At 57.1% G+C, this 22,961-nt stretch carries 20 protein-coding genes and 1 pseudogene; 13 read left to right on the top strand and 8 right to left on the bottom strand.

Annotated elements, in window-relative coordinates:
- Positions 1-17: 17 nt before the first annotated feature.
- The 8 genes from mdeB to C4J87_RS12165 form a co-directional block, all read right to left on the bottom strand.
- Entirely contained in the window at positions 18-2,726 is a 2,709-nt protein-coding gene (gene mdeB, locus C4J87_RS12200; protein WP_124366986.1) for an alpha-ketoglutarate dehydrogenase, read from the bottom strand.
- Positions 2,727-2,806: 80 nt separating this feature from the next.
- A complete protein-coding gene (locus C4J87_RS12195; RefSeq protein ID WP_124366985.1) occupies positions 2,807-3,508 on the bottom strand; it encodes an ABC transporter ATP-binding protein in 702 nt (233 codons plus the stop codon).
- The gene (livG, locus tag C4J87_RS12190; RefSeq protein WP_124366984.1) at positions 3,508-4,275 is read right to left on the bottom strand and encodes a high-affinity branched-chain amino acid ABC transporter ATP-binding protein LivG; all 768 of its coding nucleotides are present in this window, start codon (positions 4,273-4,275) and stop codon (positions 3,508-3,510) included. Before livG ends, C4J87_RS12195 begins: the two co-directional genes overlap by 1 nt.
- A complete protein-coding gene (locus C4J87_RS12185) occupies positions 4,272-5,591 on the bottom strand; it encodes a high-affinity branched-chain amino acid ABC transporter permease LivM (protein ID WP_124366983.1) in 1,320 nt (439 codons plus the stop codon). The genes livG and C4J87_RS12185 overlap by 4 nt, the downstream gene beginning before the upstream one ends.
- Positions 5,592-5,598: 7 nt before the next feature.
- Entirely contained in the window at positions 5,599-6,528 is a 930-nt protein-coding gene (gene livH / locus C4J87_RS12180) for a high-affinity branched-chain amino acid ABC transporter permease LivH (RefSeq protein ID WP_124366982.1), read from the bottom strand.
- Between the two features lie 65 nt (positions 6,529-6,593).
- A complete protein-coding gene (locus tag C4J87_RS12175) occupies positions 6,594-7,709 on the bottom strand; it encodes a branched-chain amino acid ABC transporter substrate-binding protein (RefSeq protein ID WP_124366981.1) in 1,116 nt (371 codons plus the stop codon).
- Between the two features lie 167 nt (positions 7,710-7,876).
- Complete coding sequence (locus C4J87_RS12170) at positions 7,877-8,797, bottom strand: branched-chain amino acid transaminase (RefSeq protein ID WP_124366980.1); 921 nt, start codon at positions 8,795-8,797, stop codon at positions 7,877-7,879.
- A 68-nt stretch (positions 8,798-8,865) separates the two neighbouring features.
- Positions 8,866-9,657, bottom strand: coding sequence for an HpcH/HpaI aldolase/citrate lyase family protein (locus C4J87_RS12165; protein WP_218566966.1), 792 nt, complete (start codon positions 9,655-9,657; stop codon positions 8,866-8,868).
- 413 nt (positions 9,658-10,070) lie between these two features.
- On the opposite strand from C4J87_RS12165, the gene C4J87_RS12160 reads away from it, so the two are divergent.
- The 13 genes and pseudogenes from C4J87_RS12160 to C4J87_RS26660 all read left to right on the top strand — a co-directional run bounded on the left by C4J87_RS12160 (position 10,071) and on the right by C4J87_RS26660 (position 22,956).
- The gene (locus C4J87_RS12160) at positions 10,071-11,126 is read left to right on the top strand and encodes an AMP-binding protein (protein WP_124366979.1); all 1,056 of its coding nucleotides are present in this window, start codon (positions 10,071-10,073) and stop codon (positions 11,124-11,126) included.
- Positions 11,127-11,136: 10 nt separating this feature from the next.
- Positions 11,137-11,913 carry an ABC transporter ATP-binding protein gene (locus C4J87_RS12155; RefSeq protein WP_124366978.1) on the top strand — a complete coding sequence of 259 codons (777 nt, stop codon included), beginning with the start codon at positions 11,137-11,139 and terminating at the stop codon, positions 11,911-11,913.
- Positions 11,914-11,915: 2 nt separating this feature from the next.
- On the top strand, positions 11,916-12,797 hold the full coding sequence (locus C4J87_RS12150) for a branched-chain amino acid ABC transporter permease (protein WP_124366977.1): 882 nt from the start codon (positions 11,916-11,918) through the stop codon (positions 12,795-12,797).
- A 22-nt stretch (positions 12,798-12,819) separates the two neighbouring features.
- The gene (locus C4J87_RS12145; protein WP_124366976.1) at positions 12,820-13,887 is read left to right on the top strand and encodes a branched-chain amino acid ABC transporter permease; all 1,068 of its coding nucleotides are present in this window, start codon (positions 12,820-12,822) and stop codon (positions 13,885-13,887) included.
- A gap of 27 nt (positions 13,888-13,914) precedes the next feature.
- A complete protein-coding gene (locus C4J87_RS12140) occupies positions 13,915-15,246 on the top strand; it encodes an ABC transporter substrate-binding protein (RefSeq protein ID WP_124366975.1) in 1,332 nt (443 codons plus the stop codon).
- 241 nt (positions 15,247-15,487) lie between these two features.
- Positions 15,488-16,216, top strand: coding sequence for an AraC family transcriptional regulator (locus C4J87_RS12135; RefSeq protein WP_124366974.1), 729 nt, complete (start codon positions 15,488-15,490; stop codon positions 16,214-16,216).
- Between the two features lie 182 nt (positions 16,217-16,398).
- Positions 16,399-17,463 (top strand): SDR family oxidoreductase, encoded by a 1,065-nt coding sequence (locus tag C4J87_RS12130; RefSeq protein WP_124366973.1) that lies wholly within the window; start codon positions 16,399-16,401, stop codon positions 17,461-17,463.
- Entirely contained in the window at positions 17,460-18,710 is a 1,251-nt protein-coding gene (locus C4J87_RS12125; RefSeq protein WP_124366972.1) for an aspartate aminotransferase family protein, read from the top strand. Before C4J87_RS12130 ends, C4J87_RS12125 begins: the two co-directional genes overlap by 4 nt.
- Before the next feature lie 15 nt (positions 18,711-18,725).
- Positions 18,726-19,169 (top strand): type II toxin-antitoxin system RatA family toxin, encoded by a 444-nt coding sequence (locus tag C4J87_RS12120; protein WP_124366971.1) that lies wholly within the window; start codon positions 18,726-18,728, stop codon positions 19,167-19,169.
- A gap of 3 nt (positions 19,170-19,172) precedes the next feature.
- Complete coding sequence (locus tag C4J87_RS12115; protein WP_124366970.1) at positions 19,173-20,300, top strand: acyl-CoA dehydrogenase; 1,128 nt, start codon at positions 19,173-19,175, stop codon at positions 20,298-20,300.
- On the top strand, positions 20,297-21,124 hold the full coding sequence (locus tag C4J87_RS12110; protein ID WP_124366969.1) for an SDR family oxidoreductase: 828 nt from the start codon (positions 20,297-20,299) through the stop codon (positions 21,122-21,124). The genes C4J87_RS12115 and C4J87_RS12110 overlap by 4 nt, the downstream gene beginning before the upstream one ends.
- An 85-nt stretch (positions 21,125-21,209) precedes the next feature.
- Positions 21,210-22,094, top strand: a complete 885-nt coding sequence (locus C4J87_RS12105) for a fatty acid desaturase (protein WP_256680070.1) — start codon at positions 21,210-21,212, stop codon at positions 22,092-22,094.
- A 47-nt stretch (positions 22,095-22,141) separates the two neighbouring features.
- Positions 22,142-22,956: pseudogene (locus C4J87_RS26660) on the top strand (DUF3050 domain-containing protein).
- Positions 22,957-22,961 lie beyond the last annotated feature (5 nt).

The following is a 22,961-nucleotide window of genomic DNA, read 5'->3' as shown; positions in this document are numbered from 1 at the left end:
ACCATCACACACTCACATCAACATTCCCAAGGGGCTGTTTCGTCAACGTTGATGTCGTATTTTTCAATTGCACGAGAGCAAATGTCAGCGTTAAGTTTCCCTTCGCGCACCAAGGCCCAGAGCGCGCTCAGGACGATCTGATGACGGTCAACTTCAAAAAATGTGCGTAAGGCTGTTCGCGTATCACTGCGGCCGAAACCGTCGGTACCGAGCACGACAAAGTGATCTTCAATGTAAGTGCCTATGAGTTGCGGCAGCGCGCGCACGTAATCGGTCGCAGCAATGACTGGAGCGCCCTTCGGCAGACACTCACCTACATGGCTGGTTTTCTGTTCGCCCTCAGGATGATGCCGGTTCCAACGCTCTACGCCCCTGGCGTCCCTCGCGAGCTCTGTAAAACTCGTGACACTCCACACCTCGGAATCGACCTGCCAATCTGCGCTCAGAAGCTCTGCGGCAGCCATTACTTCCCGCAGAATTGTTCCGGATCCGAGCAGCCTGACCTTGTTCGAATCAGCTCCACCCGTGTGTGCTGAAAAACGGTACATGCCCTTGATGATGTCCTTCTCAATATCTGCCGGCAGGTTAGGTTGGGCGTAGTTCTCATTCATAAGGGTGACGTAGTAGAACTCATCAACCTGTTTCTCCAACATCTGACGCATGCCATGGTCGAGAATGACCGCAAACTCACCTGCGAATGCTGGGTCATAAGCTCTGCAATTTGGCACCAAAGCTGCCATCAAATGGCTACTGCCATCTTGATGCTGCAAGCCTTCTCCCCCCAGGGTTGTACGGCCTGCCGTGGCTCCAAGCAAAAAGCCCCTGGCCCTTTGGTCAGCCGCAGCCCAGATGAGATCGCCGACTCGCTGAAAACCGAACATCGAGTAGTAGATATAGAACGGCAACATGGGCAGACCATGGGTCGCGTAGCTGGTTGCGGCGGCTACCCAGGAGCTGATGGCACTTGCTTCGCTGATACCCTCCTCAAGTATTTGACCATCCAGCGCCTCCCGATAGCTCAGGATCGAGCCAATGTCTTCCGGCTCATAACGCTGACCGACGCTGGAATAGATACCAATTTGCTTGAATAAATTGGCCATCCCGAATGTCCGCGCTTCGTCCGCCACAATGGGAACTACCCGTCGCCCTAGGATAGGATCTTTCAACAGACCGCTAAGCATCCTGACGAAAGCCATGGTCGTAGACATTTCCTTGCCTTCGGCTTTGGTAGCAAAGCTCCCATAGACATCCAATCCGGGTACCGCGACCACAGGGACGTTCGTTTGCCGACTAGGCGTGAAGCCCCCAAGGCGTTGCCGGCGCTCAAGCAGATAGCGCATTTCACGACTATCTTCGGCAGGTTTGTAGAACGAGAGCGTCTCAACCTGCTCATCGGTCAAAGGAAGGTTGAATCGATTTCTAAACCCAATCAGCGCTTCTCGATCGAGTTTTTTCTGCTGGTGAGTCGTCATTTTTCCTTGGCCGGCTTCGCCCATCCCGTAACCTTTTTTGGTCTGGGCAAGAATCACGGTAGGCTGCCCTTTATGGACAGAAGCAGCTTGGTAGGCGGCATAGATCTTCACCATATCGTGGCCGCCTCGTTTCAACCGATCGATTTGTTCATCTGTAAGGCCCTGGGCAAGCTTGGATAGTGCTTCGTTTTGCCCAAAGAAATGATCCCTGTTGTAACGTCCGTCTTTCGCCGCAAAAGTCTGGAACTGCCCATCAACAGTTTCCGACAGCGCTCGTACCAGGCTCCCGTCGGTGTCGCGAGCGAAAAGACCGTCCCAATCAGATCCCCACACCAGTTTTATGACGTTCCAGCCTGCCCCGACAAATAATGATTCCAGCTCGTCGATGATTCGCCCATTGCCTCGCACCGGCCCATCCAGCCGCTGAAGATTGCAATTGACTACCCAGATCAAGTTATCCAAACCCTCCCTGGCAGCCAATGTAAGAGCAGACATACTTTCCGGTTCATCCATCTCACCATCGCCGAAAACGCCCCACACTTTTCGCTCAGACGTGTTCAACAGCTCACGGTTGTGAAGATACCGCATGAATCGGGCCTGGAAGATCGAACTAATAGGGCCGATACCCATCGACCCTGTTGGAAATTGCCAGAAGTCCGGCATTAACCAGGGATGTGGATAGCTGGACAGACCCTGCACCCCATGGCGGGAAGCGGTGATCTCCTGCCGGTAATGCTGAAGGTTCTCTTCTCCCAATCGCCCCTCCAGAAACGCTCGTGCGTAAACGCCTGGCGCGGAATGCGGTTGATAGAAGACCAGGTCGCCACCAAAGGAGTCGCTTCTTGCTCGGAAAAAATGATTAAAACCGACCTCAAACAAATCCGCCGCACTCGCGTAGCTGGCTATATGGCCGCCCAAATCACCATAAGCCTGGTTAGCACGCACGACCATCGCGAGAGCATTCCACCGAATGATCGATGAAAGGCGTTCTTCGATTGCCAGATCGCCTGGAAATGCGGGCTGCTTTGTTACGGGAATAGTGTTGATGTAGGGTGTTCCCAGCTTGGGCTTCCAGCCGATGTTCGGGTCGCGGACGAGACTGACCAGCTCATCGATTATTTCGCGGGCCCTTTCAGGGCCACTATTTTCAATCAATGACAGGAGTGCATCACGCCACTCAGCAGACTCCTGCGTGTCGCTTGCGTTGGCGGAAAACCCCGAGCTTTCAGGAGTACCTTGCTGGGAACTATTCATGGTTACATCACCTCACATCAAGAAATCTAGCCACCGCTAAGAAATTTGACTATCCCTAGCAGCGTTCTTATTTATTTTTGCTATCCGCCCAGGTACGCACTTTTAATACTCTCGTTTTTTAACAAGTTATGTCCTGTATCTGCTAATACGACCCGACCGTTTTCAAGCACATACCCTCTGTCGGCGATGTGCAGTGCCTTATTAGCGTTTTGCTCTACCAGGAAAACCGTGACACCCGAATCCCTGATGGTTTTGACAATTTCAAAAATCTGTTTAATTACCAATGGCGCCAGACCAAGGGTCGGTTCATCCAGCAATAACAACCTGGGACGGCTCATCAACGCCCGACCGATTGCCAACATTTGTTGCTCGCCGCCGGACATTGTCCCTGCACGCTGTTTAGATCGCTCTTTCAGTCGGGGAAAAAGCGTATAAACGTGTTCAACGCCGATTTGCGCTTCTTTATGACTGGAAAAGAAGCCTCCCATTTTTAAATTCTCGTACACCGTAAGTGTCGGAAACACTCGGCGGCCTTCAGGAGAGACAGCCATTCCCTTTCGCATTATTTCATGGGTTGGCGTATGGGTAATGTCCCGGCCTTCGAAAATAACATTACCGCTGGAAGCAGCGGGCGATCCGCATACCGTCATTATTAACGTTGATTTACCGGCGCCATTGGCACCTATCAATGTCACGATTTCGCCTTTCTTGACTTCGATAGACACATCGGCGAGCGCTTCGACAGCACCATAGTGAGTATGCACGCTATCTAACCTAAGCATCACTCTTCCCCTAAGTAGGCTTTGATAACCCGCGGATCATTCTGAATTTCGTGAGGTAGCCCCGTGGCAATGGCACGACCATATTCCATTACCAGTATTCGGTCTGAAATCCCCATAACGAGACTCATATCGTGTTCAATCAGGAGTACCGAAATACCGAAATCAGTGCGCAAATTATCGATCAGCTTAGCCAGTTCGATTTTCTCTTGGGGATTGAGCCCCGCAGCGGGTTCATCCAACATCAATAGGCGAGGCTTCGTAATCATACAGCGGGCAATTTCAACCAGCCGTTGATGACCATAGGGTAATGTGCCTGCCTCTCTGTTAGCGACGCCCGTCAGACCAAGCCGATGCAGCCAGGCCGCTGCGTTTTGGAGTGCTTCATGCTCTGCTTTACGGTAGCTGCGGGTAGCAAAAAGTCCCTGCAGTAGACCTGTTTTAACCTGACTGTGCTGAGCAACAAGAAGGTTTTCAAGTACCGTAAGACTTCTGAAAAGTCGAATATTTTGGAAAGTCCTGACCAGACCTTTTTCTGCCACAACATGGCTCGCAAGCCCTTCAATAGGCACGCCATCTAATACAACGCTGCCGGAGGCAGGTTTGTAAAATCCACTGACACAGTTGAACACTGTGGTTTTCCCAGCACCATTAGGGCCAATGACCGAGAACACTTCATTTTTGCGGACTGAGAAGTTTATCTGATCAACAGCGAGCAACCCGCCAAAACGCATCTGTAAATTTGAAACTTTCAGCAGCTCGTGGGTCATGTTGGCAACTCCACATGTGGACGACGAGCAGGCAGAAGCCCTTGTGGTCGCCAGATCATCATAAGCACCATGACAAGACCAAAGATCAACATCCGGTACTCATCAAACCCACGTGCAACTTCTGGCAAAACCGTCAACAATATAGCGGCGAGAACGACACCTAACTGTGACCCCATGCCGCCAAGCACCACGACTGCAAGAATTAAAGCCGACTCAATAAACGTAAAGGATTCTGGGTTTACCAGTCCTTGACGTGCAGCAAAGAACGCCCCGCCCAGTCCAGCGATGGCCGCGCCCAACGTGAATGCGGAGAGCTTTATTTTCGTTGGATTCAACGCCAACGAACGACAAGCAGTTTCGTCCTCTCGCAATGCTTCCCACGCACGCCCAACAGGCATGCGAATAAGTCGACTGGTCACAAATAAAGTAAAAGCAACTAACACAAGAGCGACCAGGTAAAGGAATACCACCATGTGCATTCCTGAGTAATCGATACCGAGTATTTGATGGAAGGTTTTAGCGCCCTCCTCGCTGGCTTTTCTCGCAAATTCGATACCGAAGAACGTCGGCTTCGGTATGCCAGAAATACCGTCCGGCCCTCCGGTAATCGTCGTTGCATTGTTCAACAGCAGACGAATTATTTCGCCAAACCCGAGTGTCACAATGGCAAGATAGTCACCACGTAACCGCAGTACAGGAAATCCTAATATGAATCCGAAAACGGCTGCCATGACCGCCGCGGCCGGTAGGCACTGCCAGAACGAAAGCCCGAAATGCTGATTGAGTAAAGCATAGCTGTAACCGCCGATAGCATAAAAGCCGACGTACCCCAGGTCCAAGAGCCCTGCATAACCTACAACAATATTGAGCCCCAGCCCGAGAATGATGTAGATCAGCGCAAGCGTGCCGATATCTACCGCCCCCCTTGAAGCGAAGAACGGCCAAATTAAACCAATTACCAGCAATGCGAGAATAATGGTCTTCTGCCGGTGCTCGTTCAACTCTGGAATAGAGGGAAATTTAACGACCGAGCGGTTTGCCAACCAAATGGGTCGCAGCAACTGGAAAACAAACACAGCGACGGCCGCCAACCAGACAGGCATCCAATGCTGTTCCAAGACAACTTTGTATCCGATCATTTTGAGCTGCAGGCCCAAAACAGGTGCGGTCAGGATAATCGTCATGACAGCGGCGATAAACGCTGACTTGAGGTTTTTCCCAAGTGCATACGCTCGCAGGGTGTGACCTTTAGCAGCGGATCGTGCGGCGGCTATGGTATTTAACGTCACTGCGCCGGTGTTAGGTTCTTGATTCATAATCAGCTTATACCTTCTCGACGTTTGTTTTGCCCAACAGACCTGTAGGTCGAAAGAGGAGAATCAAAATCAACAAAGCGAAGGCAACAACATCTTTGTATTCTGCAGGCAAGTAAGCTGCAGCAAATGTTTCTACCAGCCCTAAAAGAATACCGCCAAGCATCGCACCTGGAATACTTCCAATACCGCCCAGGACTGCGGCTGTGAATGCTTTGATACCCGCAATAAACCCAATAAAAGGACTTAGTTTTCCGATTGCCAGCGCGATCAAAACCCCACCTACTGCGGCCAGCATCGCACCCAGTATGAAGGTAAAGGAAATGACTCGATTAGTATCAATCCCTAAAAGATTCGCCATGCGCATATCTTCAGAGCACGCGCGACAGGCTCGCCCCATACGGGAATAACCAATAAAAACAGTCAAGGCAACCATTAAAACTAAAGTAGCACCAAAAATGATGACTCTTGAATAGGGGATAGTGATATCAAAAAAACTCCCAGCCAATTGGAATTCAACGGCCCCTGGTACTAACACGGGTACCGAAATATCACGCGATCCCTGGCCGATCTGAATATAATTTTGTAAAAATATCGACATGCCGATAGCGGAGATTAACGGAACAAGCCGAGGTCCTCCGCGCAGCGGTCGGTAGGCGACGCGCTCGACTGCAAATCCGTATAAGCCGGTGACAGCGACCGAGACCAATAGCGCGCCACCCAGCACCAACGGCAGCGGGTAACCCGACGTGACGCCTATTGCGGTGATGGTCACCAGCCCTATATAAGCCCCGATCATATAAATCTCGCCGTGGGCGAAATTGATCATGCCGATGATGCCGTACACCATGGTATAGCCAATTGCTATAAGGGCATATATTGAACCCAACGTTAACCCATTGGCTAGCTGCTGGATAAATTGGGGGAGAAAATCGTTCATCCAAAGATGCCTCTAAAACAGCATATACACCTCACTGAACAGCAGTGAGGCGACGTGGGTATAGCCTATTCAGCTACTGTTTTCGTGGCATCTTTATGCCAAGTGTAAACAACGAACTTGAAGGCTTCGAGATCACCTTGAGCATCAAACGCAATATTACCAATCGGCGTAGTGAATCGATGGCTATGCATGTACTGGGATACTGTTTTTGGGTCCGAACTCTTCGTTGCACTGATAGAGTCGCCAATTACCTTGACAGCGGTGTATGCAGAAAGCTGAAACGGGCCGCCCGGGTCGCGCTTTTTATCGGTAAACGCTTTATTGAGCGCCGCATTTGCTGGATCGGCCGAGAAGTCAGCGGGCAATGTCACAAGCATCCCTTCTGAAGCGGCTCCCGCAATAGCGGTAACATCTTGATTGCCCACCCCTTCCGGCCCCATGAATACCGCTTTCAGGCCCTGCTCACGCGCTTGGCGAAGCAGAAGCCCCATCTCTGGGTGATAGCCGCCAAAATACACAAAGTCGACCCCCAGGACTTTGAGTTTGGTGATCACAGAAGAATAGTCAGAATCCCCAACATTAATGCCTTCAAACATCGCCCCAGGCACGTTAGCTTTTTCAATGGTCTGCTTTACTGACGTCGCGATACCTTGGCCGTAGGATTGCTTATCATGCAAAATGGCGACGAGCTTTGGTTTGGCGTGTTCAATTATGTATTTACCAGCCGCAGGCCCTTGCTGATCATCTCGGCCGATCGTGCGAAAAATCAGCGTTCGATTTTTACCTTGAGTCAACTGAGGGGCTGTTGCCGAAGGGGCAATCATCAGCACGCCTTCATTCTCATAAATATCTGACGCAGGAATAGCAGATCCCGAACAGACGTGACCGATCACATACCGAATATTCTGGCTGACAATTTTGTTAGCAATGGCCACTGCCTGTTTAGGCTCACACGCGTCATCCATCATCACAGCTTCAAATGTTTGGCCGCTTGCACCACCTGCAGCATTCATTTGTTCAATAGCCGTCAAGGCACCTGCGGATACCATATCTCCGTATTGAGCCACAGGCCCACTCATAGGCCCAGCGATTGCAATTTTGATAGTTTCAGCATGGGCTACCCCGACGGCTGAACACAACGCAGAGGCAATCATCATCGATACAACGCTAATTTTTTTCATGGAGACTCCAGGGCTGAATGACATAGATGGCTAGCAGTATCAATTAAGCAAAGAATATTATTATTGTTTTAGACAATGCTGACGGCTCGCACTTACCTGTGCACCTATACTCAGCCTCGGTAGCGCCTCCTATATTTTATGAATAAGAATCGATTTTCATTTGGTCATCACACATAGGTCAACCAATGAGCGTATCTTTCATTAGTGCCATGTACTGCGGAGAAGTAGATCTCTTGAAGCTGTTGGGTGATAGGGCCTCGCGAGCCTGCACCGATTGTCCGACCATCGAGCTCACGAATCGGTGTGACTTCAGCAGCAGTACCCGTGAAGAATGCCTCATCGCAGCAATACAACTCGTCGCGAGTAATTCGTTTTTCCCGAATTTCGAAACCCAAATCTCGAGCAATAATCATCACCGAATCACGCGTTATACCCTCCAGGCAAGACGCTAAATCGGGGGTGTAAATAACCCCGTCTCGAACCATGAAAACATTCTCGCCTGCACCCTCACTTACATAACCTTCAGTATCGAGCAACAACGCCTCATCAAACCCGAGCGAAGTGACCTCTCGGTTAGCCAGGATGGAGTTGATGTAATAACCACAGGCTTTTGCACGCACCATGGAAACGTTGACATGATGGCGGGTAAAAGACGACGTTTTTACTCGAATACCTTTTTCCATGCCGTCCTCCCCCAAGTATGAGCCCATGGGCCAGGCAGCTGTAGCAACATGAATTGTGTTATTTTTTGCCGCGATGCTCAAAAAATCCGAGCCAATCCAAACCAAAGGGCGCAGATAGCAAGCGTCGTACTTGTTTGCTTGGACGACTTTTACGCATGCGTTACGAATGGTTTCTTCATCAAAAGGAATTTCCAGCTGAAAAATCTTTGCGGAATTAAAAAGACGGCGAATATGCTCTTTCAGTCGAAAAATTGCAGGTCCGCGTGGCGTTGTGTATGCGCGCATACCCTCGAACACGCCCATGCCATAATGCAGTGTATGGGTCAAAATATGAGTATTGGCCTCACGCCACTCCACCAACTCACCGTCTTTCCAGATTTTCCCATCACGGTCTGACATTGACATTTAAAATCTCCACTGACTCATTTAAATAACGAACGATTGATCTAAACTTCTCGACCATCACTGCTGTATTATTTTTCTAAGTTAAGTGCGTCCAAGGCGTCCGTTGCCCCCTTGGTCAGCCATCCAGTGTCAGAATGCAGCGCGATAAAGGTCACACCTTTCTCCCGGTACTGGCGGGCCTCTTCCACCGAAGTTGCAAAGATGCCGACTGCCTTAGACTGCTTGCGTGCCGCCGCCAAGACTTTCTCGACAGCTGCCTTTACATCAGCGTGTCCGGTCTGGCCCAGATAGCCCATACTCGCAGACAAGTCTGCTGTGCCGATGAATAGGCAATCCACGCCCTCGACTTCAGCTATAGCGTCAACGTTCTTTACCCCCTCCACTGACTCGATCAGAACAATGGCGCAAGCCTGGCTGTTTGCGGATTTGACGTAGTCGCTGTCCAACCCATAGCTCCCTGCTCTTACCATTCCTGCTACACCTCTGATGCCCGGCTGGTCGGGCAATGGGAATAACATCGACGCCACTGCGGCCTTTGCATCGGCCGCCGTATTTATGTTGGGAAAAATAATCGTCTGCGCCCCGCAATCCATGGCGCGCTTGACCATAGAAGGATCATTGGCGGTGACGCGCACAGCACCTACCGCTCTTGCCCCGTTAAAGGCTGCAGCATCAATCGCTCTAAGTTGAGCAGCGATATCCTGTGTATCACTAGGGCCGTGCTCAGCATCGATGACCAACCAATCAAAACCGCAATGGGCAATCAGTTCAGCGACGGCCGGGCTCGCAAGCGTCAACCAACAACCGACTGTCGATTTGGCGCTCTTTAAACTGTGCTTGATGGGATTTACAAAGCGCACGGTAGGTCTCCTGGCATCTTGATGCTGCTGTAATGGATGGTCCATGTTAGGCAGATGCCAGAGGTGTTTTTTGCGCATTTACATTAACAAAAGCGACCCCGAGTAGAACGTACACGCTGGTTTTCAGGCATATGAGCAATGCCCATGCTAAATCGGTTGAATTTCTAAAAGGTCTGACGAACTGAATCACCTTCCCGGTTTGAAACTGCACACACCGTCGCGTACCTCGTTTGCTTCTGCCCCTAACCATCGGCTGACAGCACTGTTCATGCACCAACAGTGCCTGGACAGCTTGTACTGAATCAACACACGCCAATTACCAGATACGTTACGTATCTAATTGAAATAAAAGCATTTATCCCTCTGGCATGGCGCATGCAATCACCTTTGCTCCTACCCCGAAGGATCTATCCATGCCCCAGACATTGCCCCAGGCGCTGTTGCGTCAAGCCCACATCCGCGGGTCGGCGATCGCTTTGCGCTACAAGCGCCTGGGCATCTGGCATGAGCGCAGCTGGAGCGAGGTGGCTCGCGAGGTCAGCCAGCTCGCCGCTGCCTTGCATCAGCGCAGCTTGGGGCGTGACGATGACCTGTTGATCATCAGCCAGGCGCGTCCCGAAGCGTTGTTGCTGGCGCTGGCGGCGCAATGGTTGGGCGCCAGCGTCACACTGCTCGACCCGGAGCGCGACAACCAGGCGTTGTTGAACGTGCTGCGGCCGCGCTTCGTGATCGTGCAAGACCTGGACACGTTGCAACAACTGCGTGAGCGCGACGTGGTGGTGTTCCTCGACGGGCGTGGCCTGAGCCAGTACCCGGACGCCGGCTTGATCGACTATGCCGACTTGCGTACCGATGCCCCGCCCCCCGCCCACACGCCGCAACCCGACGCCACGGCCTTCGTCTTTCATGCCGAGACCACCCTGCGCCTGACCCATGCGCAGTTGCTCGTGGGCGCCCGTGCGCTGGTCGACCGGGAACACCTCGGCGCCGACGACGAGGCCCTGGCCGCACGGGTGTTTGCCGCCAGCGGGCAAGCACGCTACCTGCTTGCGCCCTGGCTGCATGCCGGCTTTGGGCTGAACTTTCCGGAGGCCCTGGCCACCCGCGACACCGACCGTCGCGAACTGGGCCCGACCCTGGTGCTGGGCACCCGCGGATCCTATGCACGCCTGGAGCAGTGGGTGCGTGAACGCCTGCCGCTGCCGGGGACGTTCAGCCATCGCGTGTACCGCTGGGGCATGCAGCCGAGCCCATCCCCCCTACGCCGCTGGCTGGGGCACTGGCTGGTCCGTCGGCCGTTGCTGGATGTACTGGGAATGAGTCGCCTGCGCGTGCCTTTGTTGGTCGGGCCAGCGTTGAATCCGGACAGTGCGGCGTTCTTCGGTGCCCTGGGCATCTGTCCCGGCCATTGGCAAGAACCCGCTTCCCGCCACGAACCCAGCGACCACTTGCTGCCTCAATCTGCCTGACGAGCCTTCCATGCGCACACCCACTGAAGCGGTATTACTGCGGCTCGATGACATCTCTCTGTCGTTCAAAGGCATCAAGGCCATCACCTCCATCAGCTTCGAGGTCAAGGCCGGCGACATCTGCGGCCTGATCGGCCCTAACGGCGCGGGTAAAAGCTCGTTGCTGAATGTAATCAATGGGGTCTACCACCCCCAAAGCGGCAGCATCCAGTACGCAGGCCAGACCCGCAAACGCATGCGTTCGCACCAGGCAGCCGAAGGCGGGATTGCGCGGACCTTCCAGAATATCGCGCTGTTCAAGGGCATGAGCGTGCTCGATAACGTGCTCACCGGGCGCAACCTCAAGCGCCGCAGCAGTTGGCTCGAGCAAATGCTGCGCCTGGGCCGGGCACCGCGTGAGGACGACGCGCACCGCCTGCAAGCGGAAAAGGTGATTGCCTTTCTGCAGATCCATCCCTGGCGCCATGTGCTGGTCGGCACCCTGCCCTATGGCCTGCAAAAACGTGTCGAACTGGCCCGCGCACTGGCCGCCGAACCCACCCTGCTGTTGCTGGATGAACCCATGGCCGGCATGAACGCCCAGGAGAAGGCGCAGATGAGCCAGTTCATCCGCGACATCAACCGCGAGTTCGGCACCACCGTGGTGTTGATCGAACACGACATCGGCGTGGTCATGGGCCTGTGCGACCACGTGGTGGTGCTCGACTACGGCCGCAAGATCGGCGACGGCACCCCGCAACAGGTGCGCGCCAACCCCGATGTGATCGCCGCCTACCTGGGTACCTGAGCATGGAATTTTTCTTCGAAGTGCTGATCGGCGGGCTGCTGGCGGGTGTGATGTATGCCTTGGTGGCGATTGGTTTTGTGCTGATCTACAAGGCCTCCGGCGTGTTCAATTTTGCCCAGGGCGCCATGGTGCTGTTTGCCGCGCTGACGTTTGTCAGCCTGTTGGAGCGCGGCTTCCCGTTCGCCTGGGCGTTCCTGGTCACCCTGGCGAGCATGGTGGTGCTGGCGCTGCTGATTGAAAAGGTCGTGCTGCGCCCGCTGGTCAACCGGCCACCGATCATCCTGTTCATGGTCACCCTTGGGCTGTCCTACATGATCGAAGGGTTTGCGCAGTTCCTGTGGGGCGCACAGGTGCACGGACTGGACCTGGGCATCGCCGACGAACCGCTGGAAATCCGCGGCATGCTGCTCTCGCAATTCGATCTGTTTGCCGCCGGCACCGCAGCCGTGCTGGTGATCGTCCTGTCGCTGCTGTTCAACAAGACGCGGGTGGGCCTGTCGTTGCGCGCGGTGGCCGACGACCCGCTGGCGTCCATGGCCATCGGTATCCGCCTGCCCCGCATCTGGGCCCTGGTGTGGGCGGTGGCAGGGTGTGTCGGCCTGGTGGCCGGGTTGCTCTGGGGTGCGCGCCTGGGCGTGCAGTTCTCGCTTTCGCTGGTGGTGCTCAAGGCGCTGCCGGTGCTGATCATCGGCGGGTTCTCGTCCATCGGCGGGGCGATTGTCGGCGGCTTGATCATCGGCGCGGCAGAGAAAGTCGCCGAGATCTACCTCGGCCCGCTCATCGGCAGCGGCATTGAAAACTGGGTGCCGTATGTCCTGGCGTTGCTGTTCCTGCTGGTGCGGCCTGCCGGGCTGTTCGGCGAGCGCGCCATCGAACGGGTTTGATTGTCCTTGGGGAACTACCTGCATGCTGTATCAAGAAACCGGTCAAATCAGCACCTCCTATGCGGCCGAGCGCCGCACCTTTCGCCTGCGTCAGGACCGCGTCGCGCTGTGGCTGCTGCTGGGCGTGGCGTTTTTTGCGGTGCCTTGGCTGGGCAATGACTACTGGTTCAGCGCGATCCTGGTGCCGCTGCTGGTGCTGTCGCTGGCCGGGCTGGGGCTCAACCTGCTGACGGGCTACGCCGGGCAACTCTCACTGGGCTCGGCGGCGTTCATGGCCGTGGGCGCGTTTGCCGCCTACAACCTGCATTTACGCCTGCCCGGCCTGCCGCTGCTGGTGAGCTTTGCCCTGGGTGGTGTGATCGCCGCCGGGGTGGCGGTGTTCTTCGGGTTGCCGAGCCTGCGCATCAAAGGGTTTTACCTGCTGGTGGCGACCCTCGCCGCGCAATTCGTGGTGGAGTGGGTGCTCACCCGCTTCAGCTGGTTTACCAACGACAACGCGTCCGGCGTGATCACCTCCCCGCCGCTGCTGATTGCCGGACTGGATTTCAGCTCACCGCGCGGCCGCTACGTGCTGACGCTGGCCGTGGTGGTGGCGCTGTTCTGGCTGGGTAAAAACCTGGTGCGCAGCGAACTGGGGCGTAACTGGATGGCCGTGCGCGACATGGACACCGCCGCTGCCGTGATCGGTATTGGGCTGTTGAAGGCCAAGCTGCTGGCGTTTGCAATCAGCGGCTTCTACCTGGGCGTCGCCGGGTCCCTGTGGGCGTTCGCCTACCTGGGCACGGTGGAACCTCACGGCTTTGACCTGAGCCGCTCGTTCCAGGTGCTGTTCATCATCATTATCGGCGGGCTGGGCAGCGTGCTCGGCAACATTCTCGGCGCCGCGTTCATCGTGTTATTCCCGATCCTGCTGGGCAACCTCTTCGCCCTGTTGCCCGCCGGGCTGATGGATGCGGGCCAGCTGGAGAACATCCAGAAGATGCTGTTTGGCGCGCTGATCATCGTTTTTCTGATCAAGGAACCGGAGGGGCTGGCCCGTCTGTGGCAGCGCTTTCGTCAACGGGCCAGGGTCTGGCCGCTGCGTTACTGAACCCCATAACCCCCAGGAATGACCTCCATGACACACCGCTTATCGCTGCGCCGCCTGGCCCTGTGCCTGGCCCTGATCACCGCCGGGCTCACGGCCGGCGCCCAGGCCGCCAACGAACAGTACTTCCCCTTGCAGAGCTACCGGGTCGGCCCTTACGCCGCTGGCGGCAGCGGTTTCTTCGGCGGTTTCATCGACTACCTGCAATACATCAATGCCAACGGCGGAGTGAACGGCGTCAAGCTGACCTGGAGCGAATGCGAGACCGAGTACGTGGTGGAAAAAGGCGTCGAATGCTATGAACGCCTCAAGGGCGGGCTCAACGGTGCGCCGGCCGCCGCCACCAACCCGCTGTCAGTGGGCATCGCCTACGCCACGCTGGAACGCTCCACGGCCGACAAGTTGCCGCTGATCACCATCAACCATGGCCGCACCGACTCCACCGACGGCAGCGTATTCCCTTACGTATTCCCGTTGCAGTTGAACCCGTATTCGGAAGTCTCGGCGATCATCAACTACATCGGCCAGCGCGAAGGCGGCGCCGACAAGCTCAAGGGCAAGAAAATCGCGGTGCTCTACCACGGCTCGCCCTACGGCAAGGAAACCAACGGCGTGCTCCAGACCCTGGCGAAAAACGCCGGCTTCGAACTGACCTTGCTGGAAGTGCCGCACCCCGGCAACGAGCAACAATCGCAGTGGCTGAACATCCGTCGCCTCAAGCCCGACTGGGTGATCCTGCGCGGCTGGGGCGTGATGAACCCGGTGGCGCTCAAATCCGCGCAGAAAGTCGGCTACCCGGCCGATCACATCATCGGCAATATCTGGAGCAACTCCGAAGAAGACGTGGTACCGGCCGGTGCCGCCGCCAAGGGGTTTATCTCGATCACCACGCACCCGTCGGGCACTGACTTCCCGGTGCTGCAAGGCATCGCGCAAAGCGTGGTGAATGCCGGCAAGGGCAACCTGGCCGACCCCAAACGATTTGGCACCGTGTATTACAACCTGGGCGTGGTCAACGGCATTCTCAACGTCGAAGCCCTGCGCCTGGCCCAGGAAAAATATGGTCAGAAGCCCCTCACGGGCGAGCAAGTGCGCTGGGGCTTCGAACACCTGAACCTGGACGACGCGCGCCTGCAAGCGCTGGGCGCCAAGGGCCTGGTGCAACCGCTGAAACTGTCCTGCGCCGACCACGAAGGCGGCGGCGCCGTGCGCTTCCAGCAATGGGACGGCCAGCGCTGGAACCTGATCAGCGACTGGGTACAAGCCGACCGTGCGCTGCTGCGACCGATCATCGAAGCCTCCGCGGCCGGGTACGCGAAAGAGAAAGGCATCACCCCGCGTGATTGCAGCCAGGAGCAGTGAGGCATTTGCGTTCCGGGCTGTCAGTGAGTTGTTCATCTGCATCGATAGGCATCGACAACCCGTAACTACCGCAAAGGCAGGTGGCACAGCCATTTCAAAAGGACTGTGCCACCGAGCACCATTGCGTTCCCGCGCTACCCCGCAGGCATGCTTTGGAGGACGCCACTCACTTGAATCCAGACCTGCGAAGGCCTACCCTGCACGCGTGCAACACTCACCCAATGCGTCAGGAAGACCTTAAATGTGGGATGGCAGCGTTACCTTTGGCGACTCGTGGGCCGGCTACATTGGCCGTGCTGATCAAAACACCGCCCACTCCCATGTTGCCATTCAGCTGTGCATCGGTCTGGATCAACCCGTCACCCTGGAACTGCCCGGACAGTCGATCCGCGCAGCGGGTGTGATCATCGGCCCCAATGTCGAACACCGGGCCGTGGCCGACAGTCATCCAGTGGCGTTTGTGTATGTCAGCCCGGACTCGGCATTGGGCCGTGCGCTCAGTGCATTGCTGCAAGACAATGGCATCGCCCTGGCCAGTGACGAATTACTGGAGTGCTTTCGCCGCGCCACATCCCTCCTGCAATTTGTCGACGCCCTCTCGCGTTTGCTCGCGATTACCACGCCGATCGACCATAGGCTGTACAAAGCCCTGAATATTCTGCGCCTGGACCGCGACGGTCCCGGTTGCGTCAGTCGCGCTGCCCATGCGGTGGGGTTGTCCAGCCCACGCTTGCGCTGCGTCGCCACCCACCAGATGGGGGTGTCCCTTTCCCAGTGGATCATCTGGAACAAATTGGAACAGGCCTCCAAATCCCTGGCCGGCGGTTCGACGTTATCGGACGCCGCCGCCGAAGGTGGCTTCTCCGACCAGGCGCACCTGGCCCGCATCATGCGTCGCATGATCGGTATGACGCCGCGCACCGCCGCAGAGGTTTTGCGCAAGACAAGCGTTTCGTTCAAGACGCGCTGATATCAAAACGCCAATATCGATCGCATCTTATTCGCAAAAACGGTAAGCGCTGATCGTCTCCCTCCAGAACAATTCAGCGGCACCGACCGTGAATAAAAGTGTTCGCTCGGGGCACCCGTGCCTGCGATTCGGCGAATGGCCCCGTTAATTGTTTCGATGAGTCCGCAGGGAAGCGCAACTACATGTCAGCACAGCAAAAATTAACTGTCCTTCTCACGGGAGGCTCAGGCGTACTGGGTGAGTCACTGATCGACTGCCTGGCGGAAGACTTTGACCTGGTCTGCCTGGCGCGTAAAAGCCGCATCCGCGATCCCCGGGTGGAAGTGCTCACGGGCGATATCTGCAGCCCTCGCCTGGGGCTGGCCGCCGACGTTCATTCAGCGCTGCTTGAGCGTGTCGACTGGGTGATCCACGCCGCAGCGGTGACTCGCCTGGACGGCGATATCGATCAGATTTTTTCGGTGAACTATCTCGGCACCGAAAACGTAGTGGCCTTTGTGAAGCAAGCCAAGGTTCCGCTGTATCACATCAGCACCGCCTTCACCCATCCCTGCGACTATTACGAAGGCGTGCAAGCCGAGACCCCTTACGAAGTCGCCAAGCGCCAAGCCGAAACCCTGGTTCGCTCGGCCGGTATCGATGTGTCGATTTTTCGTCCATCCATCATCATTGGCGATGCGAAGACCGGGTTCATGCCTAACTTCCAGGGCTTCCATATGACCATGGGGCTGATGATGTCCGGCGTGCTGCCCATCGTGCCCTGCCCGTCTGCCGGCTATGTCGACCTGATCGCCCGTGATGTCGCGGCACAGGCCATTACCAATGCGCTGCGCCAGCGTTTGATCGGCGAAGACTATTTTCTTACGAGCGGTCCCCAGTCCCTTGATCTAGATGGTCTGCTGGACCTGATGTGCCAGTCCATGCAAGCCCAGGCGCAACCGTTCACACGGCCACGATGCCTGGCGCCGGACATTTACGAACGGTTGATCCGCCCGGTATTTCTTCCGGCGCTGACCGGCAATATCCAGGCCGCCCTGACCCGCGCCACGCAGCTGTGCCGCTATGCCTGCCTGCGCACGCCGCTGCCCACGTCCTTGCCGCAGTTACTCGGCGAAACGGCGTTCAGCCAGCGCGATGTCAGCCGTGAGTTACTGCTGTCGCTCAACCACCTGGCACCCAAGCTGGGAGCCTTGACGAGGATGCTCAAGCAGCCGGTGTTACCGTCCACACAAGCGAGCGCGGCATGAACCCGCTTGTCGTCGAACCCGCCATCGACGCCGCACAGGTCGACCAGTATTTACGCAAGCACGTCAACTCGGGCTACGCACGCCTCGCTTCGCTGATGAACCTGCCGATCGAGCAGTCCAGCCGTGGCGTCTACATCTATGACGACCAAGGCCGCCAGTACCTGGACGCCGGCGGATACGGCGTGTTTTTCCTGGGCCATGGCCATCCGGTGGTCGTGGAAGCGGTCGCCCGGCAACTGCAGAAAAATGCGCTGGCGAGCAAGCTGTTGCTCAATCCGCAGCAGGCTTTCGCCGCGCACGCACTGGCTGCACATTGCCCAGGCAATCTTGAGTATGTGTTCTTTTGCAACTCGGGCGCCGAGGCCACTGAAGCCGGTCTTAAACTCGCCCGCCTCAACGGCTGCCGCCGCACGTTGTCAACTCTCGGCGGCTTCCACGGCAAGACCCTCGGTGCCCTCGCCGTCACCGGCCGCGAAAGCTACCGCGAGCCGTTCAGTGGGTTGCTCAGCGACAGCGACTTTGTGCCGTTTGGCGACAGCGTGGCACTGGAGCTGCAACTGCGGGCATCGTCGCAAAAGGCTTGCGTGATCCTCGAACCGATCCAGGCCGAAGCTGGGGTGGTCCTGCCGCCACCGGGCTACCTCAGACGCGTACGCGAGCTGTGTAATCAATATGGCGCCGTGCTGATTATCGATGAAATCCAGTCGGGCCTGGGCCGCACCGGCTACTGGTGGGGCTGCGACCATGAGCAGGTGGTGCCCGACATCATGCTGGTAGGTAAAAGCCTGTCGGGCGGCTGCGTACCGGTGAGTGCCAGCGCTACGATCTATGCGCCTTTCAACCGCAACCCCACGGTCCATACCTCGACCTTTGGCGCCAATCCGCTGGCGATGGCGGCGGTACAGGCCACGCTGCAGGTGATGGTGCAAGAAGACCTGGTAGCGCGTGCTCGGCTGCTCGGCCAGGACCTGCATGCCCGCTTCAGCGCGCTGTTGCAACAACGGGGCTGGGCCGAGCGCGTCGAGCTGCGCAGCGCGGGTTTGCTGTTCGGCTTTGAATTTGCCGACGCCTCGATCGCAGCAAACATGGTCATGGCCCTTATCGAGCAACGAATCATTGTGTGCCACTCGCTCAATGACCATCGGGTGCTGAGGCTCACGCCGTCGCCGTTGTTGAGCACCGAGGATTGCAACTGGTTGCTCGAAGGCTTCGCGCAGGCGCTGACCACCTCAATGCCATCCCTTTGAATGGAGTTTTTCCCCATGCAAGAAGTCAACGTGCAGGCCCATATTCCCCATGCCTGCGCTGATGAAGTATTTGCCGTGATCAGCGATTTCAGCAAGTACGTCGAGCTGTGTAAATCGGTGCGTAATATCACCGTCAACAAAGTCAGCGACCAGGTCTCGTTCACCTCCTGGGAGGTCAACTTCCACAGCGGCATCCTCAAGTGGCAGGAGCGCGACACGTTCAATGCCCAGACCCGGGAAATTCATTTCGAGCAAATGGCCGGCGATGTCGATCACTTCTCCGGCACCTGGCACGTTTTGCCGGACGGCAAAGACGCGATCATCACCTTTGAATCCCGCTTCGACCTGGGCCTTCCGATGCTTGCGGACATGCTCGACCCGGTGGCCACACAGGCCATTCGGGAAAACATCCACTCAATCATCACCGGCCTGTTTCCGGCGAGCTACTTGAAGGCGTGAACCATGTCACTGTCACTGCTGAACCGCTCGCGCGCCCTGCTTCAACGCTACGCCCCGGGTTTTGACGAGCGTCTGGCGGCGATCCCGGCCGGCCAGCGCGAAGCCCCCCAAAGCGACGTCATCGCCCTGTTCAAGCAACATGGCCCGGTGGGCCTGTTGGTCAACCACGCAGCAGGCGGGCTGGGTGCGGACATCCTCGACGCAATGCATGTGCAGATCGCCATTGGCGCACGGTCACCCTCACTGGCGGTTGCCAGCACCATGCACCAGTTTTCCGTGGCGAGCCTGTTGGCGCTCACACAAAACGGCGGTGGCGCCGAAGGCCTGTTGCTGGCCGCCGTCGCACAAAACCGCCTGCTGCTGTCGTCGGGATTTGCCGAGGGCACATCGGGCGCCGGGATCCTCGATTCGGCCATGCAGGCGGTGCACACCCCGGAAGGGGTATTGCTCAGCGGCAGCAAAAAACCCTGCTGCCTCGGGCAGTCGATGGACCTGCTCACTGCCAGCTACATCCGCCAAACCCCGGCGGGTGAAGAACTGATGGTCGCTTTGATTCCCGCCACTGCATCGGGCATCAGCCGCAGTGCCTTCTGGCAGAACAGCGCCCTGGCCGCTGCTGAAAGCATCGAAGTGCTGGTGCCTGAGCGCATGCTGTTTTCCGCCGGCTACACCCACCTGCTGGGTGACGTGCAGACCGTGGGGTTTATCTGGTTCGAACTGCTGATATGCGCGTCTTATGTAGGCGCCTGCGCGGGTCTGGTCGAGTCAGTGACCGACGCCGCACGCTGGAACGCCCATCACCGCGTGGACCTGGCAGCCGACCTGCAATTGGCGATCAGTGCGCTGGAAGGCGCAGCCCTGGATATCGAGCGCAACCCGCAGGACTTGCCGAACGTGCTGGCCCGCCTGCTGCTGGTCCGCTACGGCATCGAGCAGCGGCTTGCCCAGCTTTCCGACCAGGCCCACGCCATGTTGGGCGGGATGGCGTTCATCACCAGCAACCAGAGTTCCAACGGCTTACTGGCCTGCCGCGGCCTGCAATTCCATCCCCCGGCAAAGATCTCGATGGCGACCAACCTCGACACCTACTTGACCGACTCAACCTTCAGCATGACCGGAGCGCACCCATGAACCTGCTCGGAAAAATCATCGTAATCACCGGCACTGCGCGCGGCCTGGGCTTGGCGACCGCCAGCAAGCTCAAGCAACAGGGCGCCACGGTGATTGGTCTAGACATCCTTACGTCGCAGGACGGCAGCTTGCTGGACGCGTTTTATCAAGTCGACCTGTGCGACCGTCACGCCCTGGCCGCCGCAATCAGCGCTATCAGCACCGATTTCGGTGACATCGACATTTTGGTCAATAACGCCGGCATCCTCACCCTGGAACGCGGCGAAACCGGCGTTACCGATGAAGTGACCCGCGCGGTCGATGTGAATCTGTTCGCGCCGTGGCAATTGGTTTCGGGGTTCCTGCCGGGGTTGCTGCGCAAACGCGGCAAAGTGGTCAACGTGTCGTCACTGTTCGCGCTGGTGAACGCGCCCTACGTGGCCGCCTACGCTGCCAGCAAACGCGCACTGAGCGCTTATTCGGATGTATTGCGCATGCAGTATCGCGGCGAACTCGACGTGGTCACGGTGTACCCGGGGTTCATTGACACTGCGATCCACTTGCCGGCGCAGCGTGTGGGCCTGTCGGTCAAGCGCCTGGTGACGTTCAAGTGGGGTGACAAGACCCTGCTGTCGCTGGAAGAAAAACTGGAGGCAGCCGCTGCCGGCCTGGTGCGCGCCTGCCAGAAAAATGGCCTGCGCAACCGTGGGCTGACGTTCATGGGCACGCTGGCCATGTACACCGCGCGCTGCATACCAAGCGTGGTTGATACCTTTATCGCCCTGCGCCTGCGCACGCTCACGCGTGGCGGCCACCTGGCGCTCAAGCCTGAACTGATCGAGTAAGCCGCCGCCAATGGCCAGTCACCTGCACCCCAAACCCCAGGTCCGCCTCGACCGTGCCTTGTTCAGGGCCCGATCAGGAGAATCGTTGCTGATCATTGTCTACGCCTTGAGTCTCTACCTGTTACCTCTCGCGCTGTTTGTGTGGGTGGTGAACACCTCCTCCGTGTTTTGGGTGCTGGTGTGCTCGCCGTTGGTGGTATTGGCCGGATATGGGTTGTTTCTGCAAGCGATCCTTGGGCATGAAGGTTTCCACTTCAACTTGAGTGCGAACCCCTTGCACAGTTGCTACTTGGGCATTGCCACCAGTTCGTTGCTGCCAGGGTTCTGCGTGACCGGTTATTTCGTGGACCATTGGCAACACCATCGTTACAGCAACAGCGAGAAGGACCCGGACTACCGGCTCTTTTCGCGTTACCACACGCTGGCAAGCCGCATCATGCTGTCGCGCCTGGTCGCCACCCTGCGCTATCTGCAGGCCACCTGGCGCCTGGCCTTCGGCCCACTGAACACGCCATCGCCACTGCCGCTGAGTGCGATTGAGGTGCAACGGCTGGCTCGCTGCAATATTGCCTGCCAGGCTGGATGGCTCAGCCTTTACGGGCTGGTTATCTGGCGCATCGACGGGCTGCTTCTGGGGTTTTCCTTGAGCCTGGCGGTGGCGTTCCTGATCTCGGCGGTCAATGCCTATCAGGAACATGCTTTCGAAGCGGGCCATCAACAGCCGCCAGCGCGCTCACGCACCTCGCGCGTCAACACCTGGCTGCACGCCGGCTCGAACTTTCACCTGGAGCATCATTTTTATCCCGCGGTACCCTGCTGGCGACTGCCCCAGGTACACCGCCACCTGTTGGACACGGGGTGGTATGCAGGCCGGCAATACCTGCTTGAAAAGCGCTTCGTTCGGTCCTTCCGATACGCCTGCAGTCGCCACCCCTATCGTGGAAACACGCTGAACGACAAACACCCTTAATTTCCCCATGGATTTTCCGCCTGAACCCTCAGGCCGCAGGAGCACCTATGCCTTTTAACATCGATAGCCACATTGAAACCGAACGCGAACAGCTGTTCAGCCATCCGCTGTTTGCAAACATCCGCACCGTAGAAGACGTGCGCACCCTGATGGAGTTTCATGTGTTCGCCGTGTGGGACTTCATGACCTTGCTCAAGCGCATCCAGCGCGACCTTACCTGTGTGGAGTTGCCTTGGGTGCCGCCGGTACACATCACCGCCGCCCGTCTGATCAATGAAATCGTGGTCGGCGAAGAAACCGACGAACACCCCGATGGCGGTTTTATCAGCCACTTGGACCTGTACCTCACGGCCATGGATGAAATCGGTGCCGACAGCACGGTATTCCGCCGCTTCCTGGCAGCGATCAAGGCCCAGGTCCCCTGGCAAAGGCGCTCAACGACCCGGCTATCCCAACGGCCGCCAAAGTGTTCATGTGCCAGACCCTCGACATTGCACAACACGGCACGACCGAAGCGGTGCTGGCGTACTTTTTCTTTGGTCGTGAAGACATCATCCCCGATATGTTCGGCCGACTGCTGTCGCAATGGTCGGTCAGTGAGCACGATGTACCGATGCTCACGTACTACTTGAAGCGCCACATCGAAATGGACGGCGACGACCATGGTCCGGCAGCCAAGCGCATCATCGCCGAGATCGTCACCACACCTGCGCAACACCTGCATATGGTCGAGAGTGCCAAGACCGCGATCAATTCACGGATCGAGCTGTGGAACAGCGTGCACCAGTTCCTGCTGGACAAGGCCCATTCCACTGCGGATCGCCCTGTGCGTGAGGTCGAAACCGTTTCTGAGCCTGCTTGACACAG

Origin of the sequence: Pseudomonas sp. R1-43-08 (assembly GCF_003852255.1) — a bacterium.
Classification (GTDB): domain Bacteria; phylum Pseudomonadota; class Gammaproteobacteria; order Pseudomonadales; family Pseudomonadaceae; genus Aquipseudomonas.
The sequence above is the reverse complement of the archived record's forward strand: the minus strand, read 5'-3'. Positions and strand labels throughout refer to the sequence as shown.

Excerpts from the sequence above, each read along its gene's own strand:
- C4J87_RS12170 (WP_124366980.1), bottom strand. The coding sequence starts at position 8,797 with ATGTCAATGTCAGACCGTGATGGGAAAATCTGGAAAGACGGTGAGTTG.
- C4J87_RS12145 (WP_124366976.1), top strand. The coding sequence starts at position 12,820 with ATGCTGTATCAAGAAACCGGTCAAATCAGCACCTCCTATGCGGCCGAG.
- C4J87_RS12115 (WP_124366970.1), top strand. The coding sequence starts at position 19,173 with ATGTCACTGTCACTGCTGAACCGCTCGCGCGCCCTGCTTCAACGCTAC.
- C4J87_RS12120 (WP_124366971.1), top strand. The coding sequence starts at position 18,726 with ATGCAAGAAGTCAACGTGCAGGCCCATATTCCCCATGCCTGCGCTGAT.
- C4J87_RS12155 (WP_124366978.1), top strand. The coding sequence starts at position 11,137 with ATGCGCACACCCACTGAAGCGGTATTACTGCGGCTCGATGACATCTCT.
- C4J87_RS12175 (WP_124366981.1), bottom strand. The coding sequence starts at position 7,709 with ATGAAAAAAATTAGCGTTGTATCGATGATGATTGCCTCTGCGTTGTGT.
- livH (WP_124366982.1), bottom strand. The coding sequence starts at position 6,528 with ATGAACGATTTTCTCCCCCAATTTATCCAGCAGCTAGCCAATGGGTTA.
- C4J87_RS12110 (WP_124366969.1), top strand. The coding sequence starts at position 20,297 with ATGAACCTGCTCGGAAAAATCATCGTAATCACCGGCACTGCGCGCGGC.
- C4J87_RS12195 (WP_124366985.1), bottom strand. The coding sequence starts at position 3,508 with ATGCTTAGGTTAGATAGCGTGCATACTCACTATGGTGCTGTCGAAGCG.
- C4J87_RS12135 (WP_124366974.1), top strand. The coding sequence starts at position 15,488 with ATGTGGGATGGCAGCGTTACCTTTGGCGACTCGTGGGCCGGCTACATT.
- C4J87_RS12185 (WP_124366983.1), bottom strand. The coding sequence starts at position 5,591 with ATGAATCAAGAACCTAACACCGGCGCAGTGACGTTAAATACCATAGCC.
- C4J87_RS12130 (WP_124366973.1), top strand. The coding sequence starts at position 16,399 with ATGTCAGCACAGCAAAAATTAACTGTCCTTCTCACGGGAGGCTCAGGC.
- C4J87_RS12125 (WP_124366972.1), top strand. The coding sequence starts at position 17,460 with ATGAACCCGCTTGTCGTCGAACCCGCCATCGACGCCGCACAGGTCGAC.
- C4J87_RS12140 (WP_124366975.1), top strand. The coding sequence starts at position 13,915 with ATGACACACCGCTTATCGCTGCGCCGCCTGGCCCTGTGCCTGGCCCTG.
- mdeB (WP_124366986.1), bottom strand. The coding sequence starts at position 2,726 with ATGAATAGTTCCCAGCAAGGTACTCCTGAAAGCTCGGGGTTTTCCGCC.
- C4J87_RS12150 (WP_124366977.1), top strand. The coding sequence starts at position 11,916 with ATGGAATTTTTCTTCGAAGTGCTGATCGGCGGGCTGCTGGCGGGTGTG.
- livG (WP_124366984.1), bottom strand. The coding sequence starts at position 4,275 with ATGACCCACGAGCTGCTGAAAGTTTCAAATTTACAGATGCGTTTTGGC.
- C4J87_RS12160 (WP_124366979.1), top strand. The coding sequence starts at position 10,071 with ATGCCCCAGACATTGCCCCAGGCGCTGTTGCGTCAAGCCCACATCCGC.